This is a genomic window from Mesorhizobium sp. BR-1-1-10 (genome assembly GCF_020165595.1).
Classification (GTDB): Bacteria; Pseudomonadota; Alphaproteobacteria; order Rhizobiales; family Rhizobiaceae; genus Mesorhizobium; species Mesorhizobium australicum.
This window is the reverse complement of record NZ_JAIUIL010000016.1, coordinates 1-17,162: the sequence shown is the minus strand read 5'-3', so window position 1 is coordinate 17,162 and position 17,162 is coordinate 1. Positions and strand designations below refer to the sequence as shown.

Sequence of the window (17,162 nt, the reverse complement as noted above, 5' to 3'; positions counted from 1 at the left end):
GCAAAGATCAGCCTTCCTTCGCACAAGCATATGGCGGGCCGGCTTTTCGGGCAAACCATGCTCGCGGCTGCGGCAGCGCGCTGAAAACCCAGGCAGATTGCCGTCAGGGAACCAGGATGGTCGTACCTGTCGTTCTGCGGCCTTCAAGGTCCGCATGTGCCTTGCCGGCATCCTTCAGTGCGTAGCGCTGATTGATCTTGATCTCGACGGCGCCGCTGAGCACGACCTCGAACAGTGCGGCGGCGGAGGCATCGAGGTCCTCACGTCTGGCATTGTAGACGAACAGCGTCGGCCTGGTTGCGAACAGCGAGCCCTTCTGCGCCAGCAGCGACATCGAGAACGGCGGGATGGGTCCCGAGGACTGGCCGAAGCTGACGAACATGCCGAGCGGCTTCAGGCAGTCGAGCGAGGCCGGAAATGTGTCGTTACCCACCGAATCGTAGACGACATCGCACTTCTTGCCGCCGGTGATGGCGGCTACGCCGGCGACGAAATCCTGCTCCTTGTAGTTGATGACATGGTCGAAGCCGTGCGCCTTGGCGAGTTCGATCTTGTCGGTGGAACTGGCGGTGCCGATGACCGTCGCGCCGAGATGCTTCGCCCATTGGCCGAGGATCAGGCCGACCCCGCCGGCCGCGGCATGAAACAGGATGGTGTCGCCCGCCTTCACCTTGAAGGTGCGGCGCAGAAGATATTCCGCGGTCATGCCTTTCAGCATCATGGCGGCGGCCTGCTCGTCGCTGATGCCGTCCGGTACCTTGACGACCTTGCTGGCATCGATGACGCGCTCTTGCGCGTAAGCGCCGGTCGTCACGGCATAGGCAATCCGGTCGCCCGACTTCAGCCAGTCGATGCCCCCGCCGACTTCCAGCACCACGCCGGCGGCTTCGCTGCCCGGAACGAGCGGAAATCCGCCGGGCGGCGGATAAAGACCCGAGCGATGATAGACGTCGATGAAATTGAGACCGATCGCGGTATGCCTGATCAGGATCTGCCCCGAACCCGGCTGGCCAGGATCGGTGTCCTCATGGATCAGGACTTCCGGACCGCCATTGGCGTGGATGCGGATGGCTTTGGACATGGAGAGGATTCCTTGAAGAGCGGCTGGTCAGGCCTTTTTGGCGCCGAGGTTCGGAAAGAACTGCATGAGGCCACCAATGGTTGCGAGATAGAGCCCGGTAACGGTGATTCCGATCTTGGTGAAAGTGCCGACTTGTTCGCCAAGCACGCCGATCTGGTCGTAGAAAGCGGCGAGTGCGGCCTGCGCAAGCGCGAGCGCGCCGAAAGCACACCACAACAGCGTCATGCCGAGATTGATCGGCCGCAGCCGCTTCACCCGCACCGGATGGATGAAGTTTATCGGGACAAAGGTCAGAATGCCGGCCACCACTACCACCGCGAACGAGACCCATTGTCCCGGTTCGATGACAAACAGCGTGAACACCACCATGTTCCAGACCACCGGGAATCCCTTGAAGAAATTCTCCTTCGTCTTCATGCCGGTGTCGGCATAGTAGATCGCGCTGGAGACGACGATGATCGCCGCCGAAAGGAACGACAGGCCCTCGCCCATGAAGCCCCGTTGGTAGAGCGCGAAGGCCGGGATCAGCACGTAGGTCACGTAGTCGATGATGTTGTCGAGGAGTTCGCCGGACCAGGTCGGCAGGATTTCCTTGACCTCCAGCTTTCGGGCGATCGGCCCGTCGATGCCATCGACGAACAGCGCCAGGCCTAGCCACCAGAACATGGCCGTCCAGCGCTCCTCGCTCGCCGCCACCAGCGACAGGAAAGCCAGGAACGAACCGGAGGCGGTCAGCAGATGCACCGAAAACGCACGCGCCTGCGGCCAGGTGACCTTCTTCTTCGGCCGTGGAATCCGGTCGGTGATCTTCCCGGCGATCTTGCGGGCTTTTGTGTTCTTGCTCACGGGCCCCGCCAATCAAGCTTGCAGATCTCGGCCGATCGGCCGGCGAAATTCCAGTTGCGGCCAAAGGCGCGCATCTTGCTCTTGTCGGACCTTGCCACGATGATCTCCGGCGCGATCCAGTATTCCGAGTTCGTGATCACCGTATCCTTGTCGCGGTCCTTGCCCGCGATTGGCGTGACCGCCCCGTCGATGATCTTCGGAATCTGGAAGATACGCGTCTTGTCTCGTGTCTCGTAAGTGATCGGCACCTGTTCTACGCCCAGGAATTTGCCGACCAGAATCGAGAGCAGCGACGTGGTCCCGCCGGCCTTGCCGGTGAAGATCTTGGTCAACGCCTTGACCGCGTAAACCGAGGCTCTGATGTCGATGAACAGGCCCGCGGTCCAATTGCCGCGGCTCATGTAACCGGGGATTTCCATGATCAGCCCAAGGTTGAGGCCGGAGAGGTCGACTTCGCCGAAGTGACCCGCATCGATACGGAAACCCGCCCATGTCTGGCAATAGCCTTCTGTTGGTGGGTGACTGCCGAGCGACAAGACGCAAGGGCAAAAAACCGTGCAATTGCAGGAGAGTACGAGCTCTCCTTTCATTGCCCAGCCCGGGTCAGTCATCGAATTCCCCCCAATCACAGTGAGACTACTAGCAGCACGGCTGCCCAGACAAGCAGTATCGCACCGGCCAGCCGGGTTGGAAGACTGCCCATCGTTTGTTTTTCAATTAGGGTGAACACGCCGATCAGCGCCATCCAGAAGACGTTCATGACGCCGACGGCGAACATCACCAGCATCAATGCCCAGCAGCATCCCAGGCACCAGATACCTTGCACGATGCCCAGCCGAAAGATGCGGAAGGTCTCGGCACTCCAGTTTGAAAACAAGGTCGAGAATGGGTTCCGGCATTTCGTCAGGCAGGCCTCCTTGAGGCCGCTGAACTGGTAGAGGCCGGCAACCAGCAAGGCCAGCCCACCGGCAACGCCAAGCACCGGATCGAATACCCCAGCGGACGCGGCGACTGCGTGGACGGCAAGTGTCAGTGCCGCAAACAGCAGCGATGCGGCGAGCCAGGCGCAGAGGTAGCCGGCAACCAGCACCAGCGGATGGACGACCGGCGCCCGCTTGATCCGCGCCGTATCGGCGATCTCGCAATAGGTGCGGATCATCGGTGCCGCCGACGGCAGCATCGCGGCGATGGCCATCAGGAACCACATGAGGATGAGTGCCAAAGCACGCGGGCCGATGCTTGCGTCCAGCGGCGCTGGCGAAAGGCAAAGAACGAAAAAATGGTCCAGGAAATCGGGCAGCGGCAGCTGTGGCAGGTTGCGCAGGAGAGCGTCACCCGGCGCGCTGATCCGCGCCTCGGCGCCGCGTATCGCCATCGCGGCAAGCAGCAGCCAGGCCAACGCGATGCTTGCACAGACGACGACGTTGACCGTCAAACGCGGGTCGCGCGCGACATTTGCCGTGGCGCGGCCGGCGCGGTCGAGATGGCTGAAGTCGTCCTGTTGGCCGGTCATGACATCCGAATGGGCCGAATCGCCGCGTTGATCAAGCCGCATGATCTGCCCTATATGCCTGTTTGGACTGGCAGGTCTGGTGGCCGCCTCTCAACTGCAGACCGGAAGCCGATCTTGGAGCATCAGGAAACAGCGCGGATACTGATTGCGGGCACGGGGCCGGCGGGGTTGATCGCCGCGCTTGCCTTCGCCGATGCCGGCTTTCCGGTGACGATTGCCGGGCCGGAAACCTCGGCTCCCGACGGTCGCACCACGGCGCTCATGACGCCTGCCCTGAAGGTGCTCGAAGGGCTGGGCGTGCTCGAGGACATCAGGTCCAAGGGCGCGCCTTTGAAGGTGATGCGCATTGCCGATGCGACCGGCCGGCTGATCCGCAGCCCCGTCGTCACCTTCCGCGCCAGCGAGATCGGCGAGGAACAGTTCGGCCTGAACCTGCCCAACGGCGTCCTTGGCCCGGCGCTTGCCAGCAAGGTGGCCGCGCATTCCGGCATCGAGTGGCGCAGATCCATGGTGAAGGCATGGCATCTCGGCGCCGGCAAAGCGCATGCCACGCTGGCTGATGGCAGCGAGATCGATGCGTCCCTTGCGGTCGCCGCCGACGGCCGCCTGTCGCCGGCCCGCGAGGCCGCGGGCATCTCGACGGCGGCGCGCGCCTACCCTCAGGCGGCGCTTGTCCTCAATTTCGGCCACAACCGCGAACATGGCTTCACCTCGACGGAATTCCATACAGAGACCGGCCCGTTCACGCAGGTTCCACTGCCGGGCAATCGCTCCAGCCTTGTCTGGGTGGTCAAGCCAGAGACCGCCAAGGAGCTTGCCGCTTTGGACGATGCAACGCTCTCGCTCCGCGTCGAGCAAAAGATGCAATCGATGCTGGGCCGGGTATCCGTCGAGCCGGGTCGCCAGATTTATCCATTGTCGACGGTGACCCCCCTGCGTTTCGCGGCGCGACGGGTGGCGCTTGTCGGTGAGGCGGCGCACGTGTTCCCGCCAATCGGCGCGCAAGGCCTCAACCTAGGCATCAGGGATATTGACGATCTGGTTGGAATCGCGCGTGAAAATCGTGAGGATCCGGGGGCTGTTGCGGCCCTTGCTGCATACGATTTCAAGCGCCGGCCCGATATTCTGGCGCGCAGCAGCGCAGTCAATCTGCTCAACATGTCGCTGCTTTCGGACATGTTGCCGGCGCAGATGGCGCGTGGCGTTGGCCTGGGTGTACTTGGCGGCTTTACGCCGCTGCGCGCCTTCTTCATGCGGGAAGGGCTTCGCCCGGGCAGCGGCTTTGCGGCAGTTGCGGGCGGCCTTCGGAAGCCGGCTCGGCAGCGGTAGCGATTTTGCGGACTTTGCCGCGGTATCGCGACGTTCATCAAAACCTTTGTTGCGCATACCGCGTATCTTGAAGGCGCTCAGACGCTCGGGATTGAATTGATGCGGAGTCTGCGCCAAATAAAGCCAAGGAATTCAGTGGTGAGTGCGATGAAAACGGCCAAATTCGCGATCGGACAGGTGGTTCGCCACCGGCTGTTCCCGTTCCGAGGCATCATTTTCGACGTCGATCCGCAATTCGCCAACACCGACGAATGGTACGAGGCCATCCCCGCCGACGTACGGCCGCGCAAGGACCAACCATTCTACCACCTGCTCGCCGAGAATTCGGAAACCGAATACATCGCCTATGTGTCCGAGCAGAATTTGCTCGAGGACCAATCGGGAGAACCTGTCCGCCATCCGCAAATCAAGGAAATGTTCGACAAGAAGCCGGATGGGCGCTATGCGCCGAAACGGCAGTCCAGGCACTGACTTCCGGCATGCTGAGTATGGCCAGAAATGAAAAAAGCGGGGCATGACCCCGCTTTTTTGACTCGCTATATTCCCGACGCCGGATCAGTTGGCGGTCTTCGCCTTGTCCTGCTCGTCCTTGAGCTTCTTGGCGAAATCCTGGTTGTTCTTGGCGACGAAGTCCTGAAGCTTCTTCTGCCGGTCCTCGATGTCCGACTGCTGCAGCGGCGGGCCGTCATAGGCGCCGCTGAAGCCCTGCAGCGCGATCTTGATCGGGTTGGCCTGGTTCTGGAAATTGATCGAGGTCAGCGTGATCCCCTGACCCTTCTTGAACGAAGCGACAAGCTGATCGGTCAGCGGCACTTCCGCCACGCAACGATCCGGGAAGCAGATGACATAGTCGAGCTTCTGCGCCTTGCCGGTGTCGATCTGCAGGCCGATGCCGGGAGGCACGAGGCGGCCGGTCGGGACCGTCACCTGGAACACTTTGCGGTTCACCTTGCCCTTGAGCTCGATCAGGCTGACGCCGGTCACGAGTTGGCCATTGCCAGCGGTGACGATGTTCTGGACATTGCAGATGTCGACGTCTTCCTGCTTGGTGCAGGCCTTGAACCAGCCCTGCGGAATCTGCGGCTGCTGCTGCGCGGAAGCAGAGGGAAGTCCTGCGCCGAGAAAGCCAACCACGCCTGCGGCCATGACCGACAGGCGGTACGCGTTGCTGTTCAGGCTCGTCATGTCGTGCACTTCCTCTCAATGATCCCGGGACCGGCTTCTTCGCGCCGTGTGGTCCAGCTACCTGTTGCCAAAATGAGGCAACAGAATGACTTCGGACGGCGTGTTACACTGCAAGCGGCGTCGAATCCAGCCCGCCGACCGGTAATTCTTGACGACGCCATTGGCCGCCACGCAGGTGCCCCATGCTAGGGTGCGGACCGAATCATCAAGCCGACCTGTTAAGGAGACGGTCATGGGCCGCGTTCTTGTTTGGCTGGTCACCGCATTATCGTTTTTCAGCCTGTCGTCGCCTCCGGCGCTGTCGGAGCCGAAACACGCGATTGCGATGCAGGGCGAACCGGCCCTGCCGCCGGACTACACCCATTTCAGCTACGTCAATCCCGACGCGCCGAAGGGTGGCAGCATTACCTATTGCGTCGTCGGCAGCTTCGACAATCTCAACCCTTTCATCCTGAAAAGCCTGCGCACGACCGCGCGCGGCATGATGGACACGATTTACGGCAATCTGGTCTTCGAGCCGCTGATGCAGCGCAGTGCCGACGAGGCCTTTACCCTTTATGGGCTTCTGGCCGACACCGCCGACATGGATCCCGAGCGCAAGACCATCGAATTCCATCTCAACCCGAATGCCAAATGGTCGGATGGTCAGCCAGTGACGCCGGAAGACGTGCTGTTCACCTACGATGCCTATACGCAGAAAGGCCGTCCGCCCTACAGCGACCGCATGGCCAGGATCGCCAAGCTCGAAAAGACGGGCGACCACAGCGTGCGCTTTACCTTCAATGACAAGGCCGATCGTGAGTTTCCGCTGATCATCGCGCTGACGCCGATCATCCCCAAGCACGCTTTCGACATCGACACTTTCGACAGGACGACGCTGAAGCCGTTGATCGGCAGCGGTCCCTACAGGGTCGCGCAGGTGACGCCCGGCCAGCGCATCGTCTTCAAGCGCAACCCCGACTATTGGGGCAAGGACGTTCCCGCCAAGCGCGGTTTCGACAATTACGACCAGATCACCATCGAGTATTTTCTCAACGCCAACGCCAAGCTCGAAGCCTTCAAGAAGGGTCTTTGCGCCATCGACGACGACAGCGATCCGGTGAAACGCGAGCGCGATCTCGACTTTCCGGCGTTTCACAGGGGAGACGTTGTCTCAGAAACCTTCGATACCGGCATTCCACCCGTCGTGACGGGTTTTCTGTTCAACACGAGGCTGCCGAAGTTTTCCAACCCCGTGGTTCGGCGCGCGCTCGGCATGCTTTATGATTTCGAATGGGCCAACAAGAACCTGTTCGGCGGCAAGTACACCCGCACGATGAGCTACTGGCAGAACTCGGAGCTTTCCGCGCTCGGCCATCCTGCTGATAACAGGGAAAAGGCGCTGCTGGCGCCCTATCCCGGCCGCGTGCCGGCCGACGTCATGGACGGCACCTGGAAACCGCCGGTGACGGACGGTTCGGGCCAGGACCGCAAGGTGCTGAAGACAGCTTTCGATCTTCTGAAAAGCATCGGCTACCATGTGCAGGACGGCACGATGATCGATCCTGACGGTAAACCTTTCGGCTTCGAGATTCTGACCGCCTCGCAGGATGAAGAACGTCTGGCCGGCATCTACCAGCGCACGCTTGAGAAGATCGGCATCAATGTCAGCATACGCAGCCTGGACGGCGACCAGATCCAGTCGCGCAAGCAGCGTTTCGATTTCGAGGTCCTGATCGGCTCCAGCGGCTTCAACAATTCGTTGTCCCCTGGCATCGAGCAGATCGGGCGCTGGTCGTCCGCCGCGGCCAGGACCGAGGGATCGTTCAACCTCGCCGGCGTCGCCGATCCGGCGATCGATGCGGCCATCGACGCAATGCTGCGAGCCCGTTCAAAGGAGGACTACGTCGCGGCGGTTCGCGTTCTCGACCGGCTGCTGATCTCCGGCTATTACATGGTGCCGATGCAGTACAATACGCAGCAGTGGCTTGCTTACTGGAATTATCTGGAACATCCGCGCAAGACGCCCATATTCGGTTATCAGCTGCCAACATGGTGGCGCAAACCGAACTGAAGTCCGGAGATCGAGATGAGCGAAGCGAACGCCATAACCGTCGACGTGGTGTCGGACGTCGTCTGCCCGTGGTGCTTCATCGGTCAGAAGCGGCTGGACAAGGCGATCGCCGCGGCCGGCGATGTCGAAGTGCATATACGCTGGCGGCCGTTCCAGCTCGATCCAACCATTCCGCCGCAAGGCAAGGACCGCCACGACTACATGCTGGCCAAGTTCGGCAGCGACGAGCGCATTCGCGAAATTCATGCTCGCATCGAACCGCTTGGCGAAGCCGAAGGCATTTCCTTTGCCTTCGACGCCATCAAGGTGGCGCCGAACACACTCGACGCGCATCGGCTGATCCGCTGGGCCGGTGCCGCCGGCGAGGACGTCCAGAACCGACTGGTGCGCCGCCTATTCCAGCTGAATTTCGAGGAAGGCGCCAATATCGGCGACCACACCGTATTGGTCGAAGCTGCCCGCGAAGCCGGCATGGACGCCGCTGTTGTTGAAACGCTCTTGCCGAGTGACGCTGATGTCGAGGCGGTTCGCACGGAAATCGCCACCGCGTCGCGCATGGGCATCACAGGCGTGCCGTGCTTCCTGCTCGAGGACAAATATGCCGTGATGGGTGCGCAGGATGCCGACACGTTGGCCGATGCGATCCGTCAGGTCGCGGCGGCCAAGGCGCGTGGCGAGTTGGAGAAAACCGGCTGAAGACAGCGGACGCCAATTCGCCTTCATTTGGCGTGCTGATGAAAGAGCCGCTTGCCATTGGGCCGGTGCGGATCGCCCTTTGGTTGACGAATGGGCAAGAGAACGATCCTGCGCTCCCGCTGTTCCAATCCGATATTGGCGACTTCGCCACGGCAAGGAAGCGGCGTCGACCCCGGCCCCCATGATTTCTTGAGTCACGAAACCGTGTGCCAGGTTTCCCCAGGGGAAGATCGACCGAAGCCCCGTTCGCCGCGTCCAAGTTGCTGAAACCAATCAAAATTTTCTGATGATTGCCCACCATTTTTTCTGGCGGTTCGATCTTCAATCTGTTGCGTCAGTGCAACGGTCGCGAGAGCAATCCCATAGGCCTGGTTTAAAAATTAATGGAAAATGATCAATTGGTGTTACCATCCGTAACAAAACAAAAAAGGTTTGGGCGGGATCGTGATTCGGATCGGCAGGCGATCGCAAGAGTCAGTACCGGATGGACTACGCAGCGACGCCGCAGGGCGGTCGCATTTGACGCCGGTATCCTCGATGCGCAATTTCTGGGGGCTCGTGCGAGCCTACTGGATCTCGGACCGCTGGAAGGAAGCCTGGGCGCTGACGCTGGTGATAGCCCTGCTCACCGCGCTGTCCAGCAAGGCTAGCGTGTGGTTCGCCATGGCGTCGGGCGAATTGGTGAATTCGATCGCCTTCCTGCACGATGCCGCCAACACCAGGCCCTTGGAAACAATCCTGACCAACGCCGGCATACTGGTGCTGCTGGTCATGCTCAAGGACGTCGGCTTCACCGGCGTGCGCAATCTCGTCTCGGCAACCTTGCACCGCAAATGGCGCGGCTGGCTGAACGACCAATTCAACCAGGCCTTGCTCGACGGCAACCATACTCATTTTCACGCTCAACATGGTTCCGCGGACGGCGGCATCGTTGCGCCCGACAATGTCGACCAGCGCATCCAGGAATCGATCAAGGACATGACCGGCGGTGCGATCGGCCTCGCCATGGGCGTGCTGGGGCTGGCGACTTCGCTCTACTTTATAGGCCAGAACCTGTTGCAGTCGTCAGTGGAGGTCAAAGGCCTGGAGTTCCTTGGCAGCTATGGCAGCGCTGTTCTCGCCCTTCTCGCGGTTGCCACTTACGTCCCCCTCAACACCTGGATCGCCGTCAAGCTCGGCAGCCTGCTGGAACGTCTCAACATTCGCATGCAGAAGGCCGAGGGAAGTTATCGTAGCGAACTGACGACGTTCCTGCGCCGCAGCTTCCATGTCGCCGCCTCGCATGGCGAGGGCGTGCAGAAGAGGATGCACGACCGGCTCTATGTCGACATCGATCGCACCTGGGGGCGGCTGAATGTCGTCAACACCAGCTATATGTCGTTCGAGCTGATCTACAACTTCGTCGGCGCCCGTATCGTCGCCTATGCTCCAGGCCTTGTGCCGTTCATCCACAGCCGCTTGGACTATAAAGGCTACATCACCGGCTCCGAAATGGTCGCCCAGCTCATCAGCCAGTGTTCCTGGTTCATTCATGTCATGCCCGCCATCGCGACGCTGCGCGCCAACAGCCAGCGCGTGACGGAGCTCGCCAACGCGATCGAGAAAGTCCAGCACCCGCAGGAATTCTACAGCCAGAGCGGCCGTTCCGACTTCCACTACGCCAGCCAGAATCCGGTCTTCGGTCTGACCATCCAGAAGCTGGAGCTGGCGCATCAGGGTGAGGATGCGACACCATTCCTCAGTTCCGCCAACCTGCGCTTCCGGCGCGGCGAATGGACCTTCCTGAAAGGCGAATCCGGGTGCGGCAAGACCTCGCTGATCAAGGCGATCAACGGCCTGTGGCCTTATGGACGCGGCACCATCGTCTTCCCCGAGGGCGTCAAGAGCTTCTATGCCGCCCAGGAGGTCAAGCTGCCGCAGGTGTCGCTGAAACAGCTGGTCTGCCTACCAGGCTCGGAAGGCGACCACGGCGATACCCAGGTCGCGTCGGCACTGCACAAGGCTGGCCTTGGCGATTTCATCGAACACATGGCCAATGAAAGCCGCGAGGGCAAGAGCTGGGATCAGGTCCTGTCGGGCGGCCAGAAGCAGAAGCTGGTGGTGGCTCGTATCATCCTGCAGCAACCGGGCCTGCTGTTCCTCGACGAGGCGACCGGGGCTCTCGACCCTGATGGCAAGATTGCCTTCCACCAAGCCATCAAGGACAACTGCCCTGATGTGACGGTGATCAGTGTCATGCACGAAGCCGTGGCACCGAGATCTGCTGCCGGGACCGAGTTCTACCACTCGATGGTCCTGATTGCCGACGGCGTCGCCACGAAGAAGCCGCTTGCCCCAAGCCTGCCGCTGGAACTCACCACGATCCTGGCCCAGCCACGGCCGGTCGAGGACAAATGGACGCGTTTCTCGCGCCGGCTGAAGCAGAAATAATGCTGATGTCCCCGTGGCTTGCCACGGTGAACGGTCCACGGTGATCACAGTCTCGCGATCCGGGCCGTTCGGCACTGTTTTCCTTCCTCACCGCGATTGACTCGGCAAGGCGCGCTCCTATGTTGCGCCGGCTTGCAGCAGTCAAAAGCGAACCCGCAAGCAGAAAGGTCACCGCGCCATGCCTGGCGACAGTCACAGTCGAACGCAACGGCCGTCCGCCTAGACGTGACCTGAATGGTTCATGTCCTGCCGGACGGCAAGGAGTGAGCCATGAACGATTTTTTCCCCGTAGCGGACGACGAGGCCGTCGCTATCGCCCGCATCCTTGCCAATGATCACGTCGCCGACCTTGTCGAGGCGCTCAACCATGAATCGCGCGAAACCGCGACGGAGCTGCTTTGCGCCGTACCCTTCGAACGGCTGGTCGAGATTTTCGACCAGCCTGAGCTCGAAGGCGCGCCCGAACTGGCGGAGGCCCTGCCCCGTCCCAAGGCGAGCAAGCTGCTCACCGCCATGTCCGTCGACCGCGCGGCCGACATCCTGCGCGAGCTCGACGAGCCGGCACGCTCCGAGCTGCTCGGTGCGCTGGCGCCGCCGCTGCGCGCCACCCTGCTTTCCATTCTGGGCTATCCCGAAGGCAGCGCCGCCTCGATCATGACCACGGAGTTCGTCAGCGTGCCCTCCGACTGGACCGTCGGACGCACGCTCGACTACATCCGCAAGGTCGAACGGACGCGCGAGACCGTCTATGCAATCTACATTGTCGATCCGCGGACAAATCTCCTGGTGCGGTCGACGGGCTTGCGTCGGCTCATCACCGGTGAACCGGACGACCCGATCCTGTCGGTAGCGCCGGACCGCCTGCCGGTGACAGTCACTCCGCTGACGGATCGTGAACACCTGGCGCAGACGATCTCCAAATACGATTTGCTCGCCGTCCCGGTCGTCGACAACGGCAAGATCCTCGGCATCGTCACCATCGACGACATCATCGACACGATGATCGAGGAGACGACCGAAGACGTGCATCGCTTTGGCGGCATGGAGGCTTTGGACGAGCCGTATATGAAGATGAGCTTTCTCGCCATGATCAAGAAGCGCGGTGGTTGGCTCTGTGCGCTGTTCATCAGCGAGATGCTGACGGCCAATGCCATGCAAAGCTATGAGGGCGAGCTGGAGAAGGCGATCGTGCTGACGCTGTTCATCCCGCTGATCATGAGTTCCGGCGGCAATTCCGGCTCGCAGGCGACCTCGCTGGTCATCCGCGCGCTGGCGCTGCGCGAAATCGGCCTTCGTGACTGGTGGCGGGTGGCGCTGCGCGAACTGCCTACCGGTCTCGTGCTCGGCGCCATGCTGGGCGTGGTCGGCGTCTGCCGCATCGCGCTCTGGCAATATATGGGCTTCTATGACTATGGCCCGCACTGGCCGCTGATTGCCGCAACCGTTGGTGCCGCACTGGTCGGCATCGTCACCTTCGGTTCGCTGTCGGGGTCGATGCTGCCTTTCGCCCTGAAACGGATCGGTTTCGACCCCGCCAGTGCATCCGCACCGTTCGTCGCCACGCTGGTCGATGTCACCGGACTGGTGATCTATTTCTCGGTGGCGCTCGTCATCCTGCGCGGCACTTTGCTGTAGCGGTTCGACTGCCGCCGCCGGCCGTGGCTGGCGGCGGCAGCGCCGCGTCAAGCGACGTCAGACGCGCTCGCCGTCCTTCACTCGATAGGTCGGCTTGTACATGGTGACGAGCTCTTCGGAGGCGGTCGGGTGCACGGCCATCGTGCGGTCGAAGTCGTCCTTGGTCAGTCCGGCCTTCAGGGGGATGCCGAGCAGCTGTGCCATTTCGCCGGCATCCGGCCCCAATATGTGGGCGCCGAGAACCCTGCGCGAAGCGCCATCAACGACCAGCTTTATCAGCATCTTTTCGTCACGGCCCGACAGCGTGTGCCGCATCGGCCGGAAGCTGGCGCGGTAGATTTCGATATCGGCGAAGCGCTTGACGGCTTCGTCTTCCGACAGGCCGACCGTGCCGATTTCCGGTTGCGAGAAGACAGCCGTCGCGATCGTGTCGTGGTCGGGCGCCGTCGGGTTGTCCTTGAATGCCGTCTCGACGAAGCACATGGCTTCGTGAATCGCCACCGGGGTCAGCTGCACGCGGTTGGTGACATCGCCGATCGCCCAGATATTGTCGATGTTGGTGCGGGAATACGGGTCGACCTTGATCGCACCGGTCGCGGCGGTCATCTCGATGCCTATGCCTTCCAGGCCCATATTCTCGGTGTTGGGGAGGCGGCCGATGGCCAGCATCACCTGATCGACCGTCAGCACCTGCCCTCCGATGAGCTGCGCGTCGAGCCGTCCGTCCGGCCGCTTGCTGACCGATTCGGAGACGGAATGGCAAAGGATCTTTATGCCCTTCTTCTCCATCGTCTCATGCAGCGTGCGCCGCAGGTCCATGTCGAAGCGGCCGAGGATTTCCTTGCCGCGATAGACCAGCGTGGTGTCTACGCCGAGGCCATGGAAGATGTTGGCGAACTCGACCGCGATATAGCCGCCGCCCTCGATCATGATCGCCTTTGGCAGTTCCTTGAGGTCGAAAGCCTCGTTGGAAAAGATGCAGTGTTCGTGGCCGGGCAGCGCCGGATGCGCTGCCGGACGGCCGCCGGTGGCGATCAGGATCTGATCGGCGGTGACGGTGCGGTCCTCGCTCAGGAGGTGGATCACGTGCGGGTCGACGATCATCGCCCGCGTGTGAAACGTCTCGCCACCCGAACCCTCGACATTCTTCTTGTAGATCGCTTCCAGCCGGCTGATCTCGCGGTCCTTGTTGGCGACCAGCGTCTGCCAGTCGAAACTGGCTTCCGGCACTGTCCAGCCATAGCCGGCGGCGTCGGCGAAATGCTCGGGAAATTGCGAGGCATAGACATAGAGCTTCTTCGGCACGCAGCCCCTGATGACGCAGGTGCCACCGAAACGGTATTCTTCGGCAATGCCAACGCGTTTGCCGAGCGCTGCCGCGACCCGCGCCGCCCTCACCCCTCCGGAGCCGCCGCCGATGACGAAGAGGTCGTAGTCATAACCGGCCATGAAGCGGCTCCTTGAACGCCAAAATGCGACTGACAGGTAGGCCGCAAACCGTCAAAAGAAAAGCCCGGACAAGCCGGGCTTCACAGATGGCCGCAAGGCCGTCGGAAAGATCACGATCAGTTCTGCGTGCCGTCCGACGGCGCGGAACCGTCGGCGGGGGCCGCGCCATCCGCCGGAGCAGCACCGTCCGCGGGCGCGGTTGCATCGGCGGGTGCGGCCGGCGCCTTGGCTTTTGCCGCCGCTGCCAGAGTCTCGCCGACTTGCTGGGCGAGATCGCGCGCGACGCCGTTCTGCCAGATGTCGGCGGCCTTGACGAGGTCACGCGTCACGGTCGGGCCGCTGTCGAGCAGCTTCTTGCCGGACTCGGAGCTGTAGAAAGCCGCGATGTCGGAGAGTTCCTTTTCGGAAAACACCTTCGCATAGGCAAGAGCCGCTTCCTTCTCGAGATCCGCACGGCGTGAGGCCATCGCCAGCGCCTTCTCGTTGATCGTCTTGCCGATCAGTTCCTGCATGTCCGGGTTCTTCTGGATAAGCTGCGATTCGAGCGCCGCGGCGGCCTGCGGCAGGATGTTGTCGAACGGGTCGGTCGCGTGGATCGCGGCGACCGCGGCGCGTGCGGCCTTCAGATGCGATTCCGTGACGTCCTGCGCGAAGACAGGCGAGGAGAACGCGAAGACGGCCGATGCCGCCACAAGGACGGAAAGACGGCGAACCCGGTTATGCAACATCATGATCGGTAGAACTCCCTGGTTTTCGGGCGGCATGGACAGTTTGGATACCGTCGCCGCCGGCGATGATGGCCGCTGACGCCAGCCCGATGAAAAGACCATGCTCGACCACGCCAGGAATGGCGTGGAGAGCATTCGAAAGCGCTCTTGTATCCGGAATGCGGCCAAAAGATGCATCGAGGATAAAATGGCCGCCGTCTGTAACAAAAGGCTGGCCTCCCGTCATCCTCAATGTCACCGGACCGGAAAGGCCGAGATTTCCAGCCGCCATGACCACGGCGATCTCGGTCGCGCGCAGGCCGAACTGGTTGACTTCGATTGGAAGCGGAAACCGGCCGAGTGTCTCGACCATCTTCGATCGGTCTGCGATGACGATCATGCGCTGCGAGGCCGCGGCCACGATCTTCTCGCGCAGCAGCGCCCCGCCGCCGCCCTTGATCAATGTCAGCTCCGGGTCGACCTCGTCGGCACCGTCGACGGTGAGATCGAGCTCGGGCGTTTCCTCCAGCGTCGACAGTGGCACGCTGAGTTCGCGGCACAGCGCAGCAGTGCGTTCAGAGGTCGGCACGCCTGTTATGGTCATGCCGGTGGCGACCTTGTCGGCAAGCAGCCGCACGAACTCCTCGGCAGTGGTGCCGGTTCCGATGCCGAGCCGCATGCCGTCGCTGACATGGGCAAGGGCCGCCCGCGCGGCCTCGACCTTCAATTGCCTCGCATCCATGCTGCTTTGCTGCCCCGAAACCGAATGCATGTCGCCCAAAATGACCTCGGCTTTGGGAAAACGACATGCATGAAAGAAAGACCTGAAGCGCGCCGCATGAGTCTGTTTCGACGCGACGCGCTTTAGCGTTTTCGGCTCCTAGCATTTTTGCAGGCCGGGTCAAAGCCCTTGGCGGCCGTCCCGCCGGTCTGCTTGCCTTAACGCGTCGCAGCCGCTATCGCCTGCCCATGCACAAACCTGCGCAGGATGGATCATGACTCGCCCGATCATCGTGTTCGACCTTGATGGAACGCTGATTGACACGGCGCCGGACCTGCTCGACAGCCTCAACCACAGCCTGGCGGCCAGCGAACTGTCGGCCGTCGACGAAGCCGGCTTCAAACGCTTCGTCGGCCATGGCGGCCGGGTGATGATCGAACGGGCGCATGCCGCGCAGCAACGATCCCTCAAGGTCGAGGAGCACGACCGGCTGCTGAAACTGTTCCTCGATCACTACACCGATAACATTCCGGGCAAATCCCGCCCCTACCCCGGCGTAATCGAGGCGATTGCCCGCTTTGAGAAGGCCGGCTATCTGCTGGCCATCTGCACGAACAAGTACCAGGCCAATTCGCTGGCGCTGATCGAAGCACTCGGCTTGACCAGGCATTTCGCGGCAATTGCCGGGCAGGACACGTTCGCGTTCCGCAAGCCCGATCCGCGCCACCTGATCGAGACCATCAAACTCGCCGGCGGTGATCCGCACCGCGCCTTGATGGTCGGCGATTCGCAAACCGATATCGACACCGCCAAGGCGGCCGGCATTCCTGTCGTCGCCGTCGATTTCGGCTACACCGACCGTCATGTGCGCGAGTTCGAGCCCTCGGCGGTGATCTCGCATTTCGATGCGTTGACGCTCGATCTGGCGCAAAGGTTGATCGGCGCCGCCGCACACTGAGCGCCACGATGAAAATCTCTGCGGAACGGGCCTTGGCGAGACCGCAAATCCGATCTGTGTGACAACACCAGACGCTGCCTTGACTTAATGGGTCGGCCTCCCTTATATCGCGGCTCGCTTGGCCTTCGGGCAACGAGCGGGCGATTAGCTCAGCGGGAGAGCACACCCTTCACACGGGTGGGGTCGCAGGTTCAATCCCTGCATCGCCCACCATCCAACTACCTGATTTCGTTGGATGATTAGGCCCCTAAGGAAATCTCTGAAAATCGGCACTGGCGCGTAACTGGCGCGCAACCCTTCCTACCTGTCCGGCAAGTGCAGAATCTGGCCGAAATAGCACAGACGTGGCCCCGGTTCTCCACTGCGCCCTACCGGGTGGGCGGAGTGGGGGTGCGAAGCACGGGCGCGAATAAACACCCCTACGAAAAACCCCCCTGCTCCACAGAAGGGGTCGATTACTGGAAAGCTGTGATTTAAAACGTAGGCTCTTGCACAGAGGGCCAATTTTCCCCACGGTAGCTTTACCGCGGAAGTGGGGGGGGGGGGGGGGGGGGGGGGG

The 17,162-nt window shown here is 61.8% G+C and carries 15 protein-coding genes and 1 tRNA gene; 8 read left to right on the top strand and 8 right to left on the bottom strand.

Annotation, left to right across the window (positions count from 1 at the left end):
• Positions 1-103 precede the first annotated feature (103 nt).
• Genes LB555_RS26955 through LB555_RS26940 form a run of 4 tightly spaced genes read right to left on the bottom strand, consistent with a single transcriptional unit; the run spans position 104 to position 3,482 of the window.
• On the bottom strand, positions 104-1,081 hold the full coding sequence (locus tag LB555_RS26955; RefSeq protein ID WP_140619646.1) for a quinone oxidoreductase family protein: 978 nt from the start codon (positions 1,079-1,081) through the stop codon (positions 104-106).
• A 27-nt stretch (positions 1,082-1,108) separates the two neighbouring features.
• Positions 1,109-1,876, bottom strand: a complete 768-nt coding sequence (gene pcsA, locus LB555_RS26950) for a phosphatidylcholine synthase (RefSeq protein ID WP_224587278.1) — start codon at positions 1,874-1,876, stop codon at positions 1,109-1,111.
• A 47-nt stretch (positions 1,877-1,923) separates the two neighbouring features.
• A complete protein-coding gene (locus LB555_RS26945) occupies positions 1,924-2,538 on the bottom strand; it encodes a DUF1326 domain-containing protein (protein WP_015317885.1) in 615 nt (204 codons plus the stop codon).
• A 14-nt stretch (positions 2,539-2,552) separates the two neighbouring features.
• Positions 2,553-3,482: a DUF2182 domain-containing protein gene (locus LB555_RS26940; protein ID WP_140619648.1), complete on the bottom strand. Its 930-nt coding sequence runs from the start codon at positions 3,480-3,482 to the stop codon at positions 2,553-2,555.
• A gap of 72 nt (positions 3,483-3,554) precedes the next feature.
• On the opposite strand from LB555_RS26940, the gene LB555_RS26935 reads away from it, so the two are divergent.
• Both LB555_RS26935 and hspQ read left to right on the top strand, forming a co-directional pair.
• Positions 3,555-4,769: a UbiH/UbiF family hydroxylase gene (locus LB555_RS26935; RefSeq protein ID WP_224684172.1), complete on the top strand. Its 1,215-nt coding sequence runs from the start codon at positions 3,555-3,557 to the stop codon at positions 4,767-4,769.
• A 147-nt stretch (positions 4,770-4,916) separates the two neighbouring features.
• Entirely contained in the window at positions 4,917-5,240 is a 324-nt protein-coding gene (gene hspQ / locus LB555_RS26930) for a heat shock protein HspQ (protein ID WP_027142695.1), read from the top strand.
• An 84-nt stretch (positions 5,241-5,324) separates the two neighbouring features.
• On the opposite strand, the gene LB555_RS26925 is transcribed toward hspQ, so the two are convergent.
• The gene (locus LB555_RS26925; protein WP_015317881.1) at positions 5,325-5,954 is read right to left on the bottom strand and encodes an invasion associated locus B family protein; all 630 of its coding nucleotides are present in this window, start codon (positions 5,952-5,954) and stop codon (positions 5,325-5,327) included.
• Between the two features lie 232 nt (positions 5,955-6,186).
• On the opposite strand from LB555_RS26925, the gene LB555_RS26920 reads away from it, so the two are divergent.
• From LB555_RS26920 to mgtE, 4 genes are all read left to right on the top strand, one after another.
• The gene (locus LB555_RS26920; protein WP_224684171.1) at positions 6,187-8,007 is read left to right on the top strand and encodes an extracellular solute-binding protein; all 1,821 of its coding nucleotides are present in this window, start codon (positions 6,187-6,189) and stop codon (positions 8,005-8,007) included.
• Positions 8,008-8,022: 15 nt separating this feature from the next.
• Positions 8,023-8,703, top strand: coding sequence for a DsbA family oxidoreductase (locus LB555_RS26915; RefSeq protein ID WP_141907153.1), 681 nt, complete (start codon positions 8,023-8,025; stop codon positions 8,701-8,703).
• A gap of 537 nt (positions 8,704-9,240) precedes the next feature.
• Complete coding sequence (locus LB555_RS26910) at positions 9,241-11,133, top strand: ABC transporter ATP-binding protein/permease (RefSeq protein WP_015317878.1); 1,893 nt, start codon at positions 9,241-9,243, stop codon at positions 11,131-11,133.
• A 270-nt stretch (positions 11,134-11,403) separates the two neighbouring features.
• On the top strand, positions 11,404-12,768 hold the full coding sequence (mgtE, locus tag LB555_RS26905) for a magnesium transporter (protein WP_140619658.1): 1,365 nt from the start codon (positions 11,404-11,406) through the stop codon (positions 12,766-12,768).
• A 57-nt stretch (positions 12,769-12,825) separates the two neighbouring features.
• Here mgtE and gor read toward each other — a convergent pair whose 3' ends face one another.
• From gor to rpiA, 3 genes are all read right to left on the bottom strand, one after another.
• Complete coding sequence (gor, locus tag LB555_RS26900) at positions 12,826-14,217, bottom strand: glutathione-disulfide reductase (RefSeq protein WP_224684170.1); 1,392 nt, start codon at positions 14,215-14,217, stop codon at positions 12,826-12,828.
• A 116-nt stretch (positions 14,218-14,333) separates the two neighbouring features.
• Positions 14,334-14,948: a DUF2059 domain-containing protein gene (locus LB555_RS26895; protein WP_015317875.1), complete on the bottom strand. Its 615-nt coding sequence runs from the start codon at positions 14,946-14,948 to the stop codon at positions 14,334-14,336.
• Positions 14,935-15,666: a ribose-5-phosphate isomerase RpiA gene (rpiA, locus tag LB555_RS26890; protein ID WP_224684169.1), complete on the bottom strand. Its 732-nt coding sequence runs from the start codon at positions 15,664-15,666 to the stop codon at positions 14,935-14,937. The genes LB555_RS26895 and rpiA overlap by 14 nt, the downstream gene beginning before the upstream one ends.
• A 253-nt stretch (positions 15,667-15,919) precedes the next feature.
• On the opposite strand from rpiA, the gene LB555_RS26885 reads away from it, so the two are divergent.
• A complete protein-coding gene (locus tag LB555_RS26885; RefSeq protein WP_023773727.1) occupies positions 15,920-16,603 on the top strand; it encodes a phosphoglycolate phosphatase in 684 nt (227 codons plus the stop codon).
• A gap of 138 nt (positions 16,604-16,741) precedes the next feature.
• Positions 16,742-16,816, top strand: a tRNA-Val gene (locus LB555_RS26880).
• Positions 16,817-17,162: the final 346 nt, after the last annotated feature.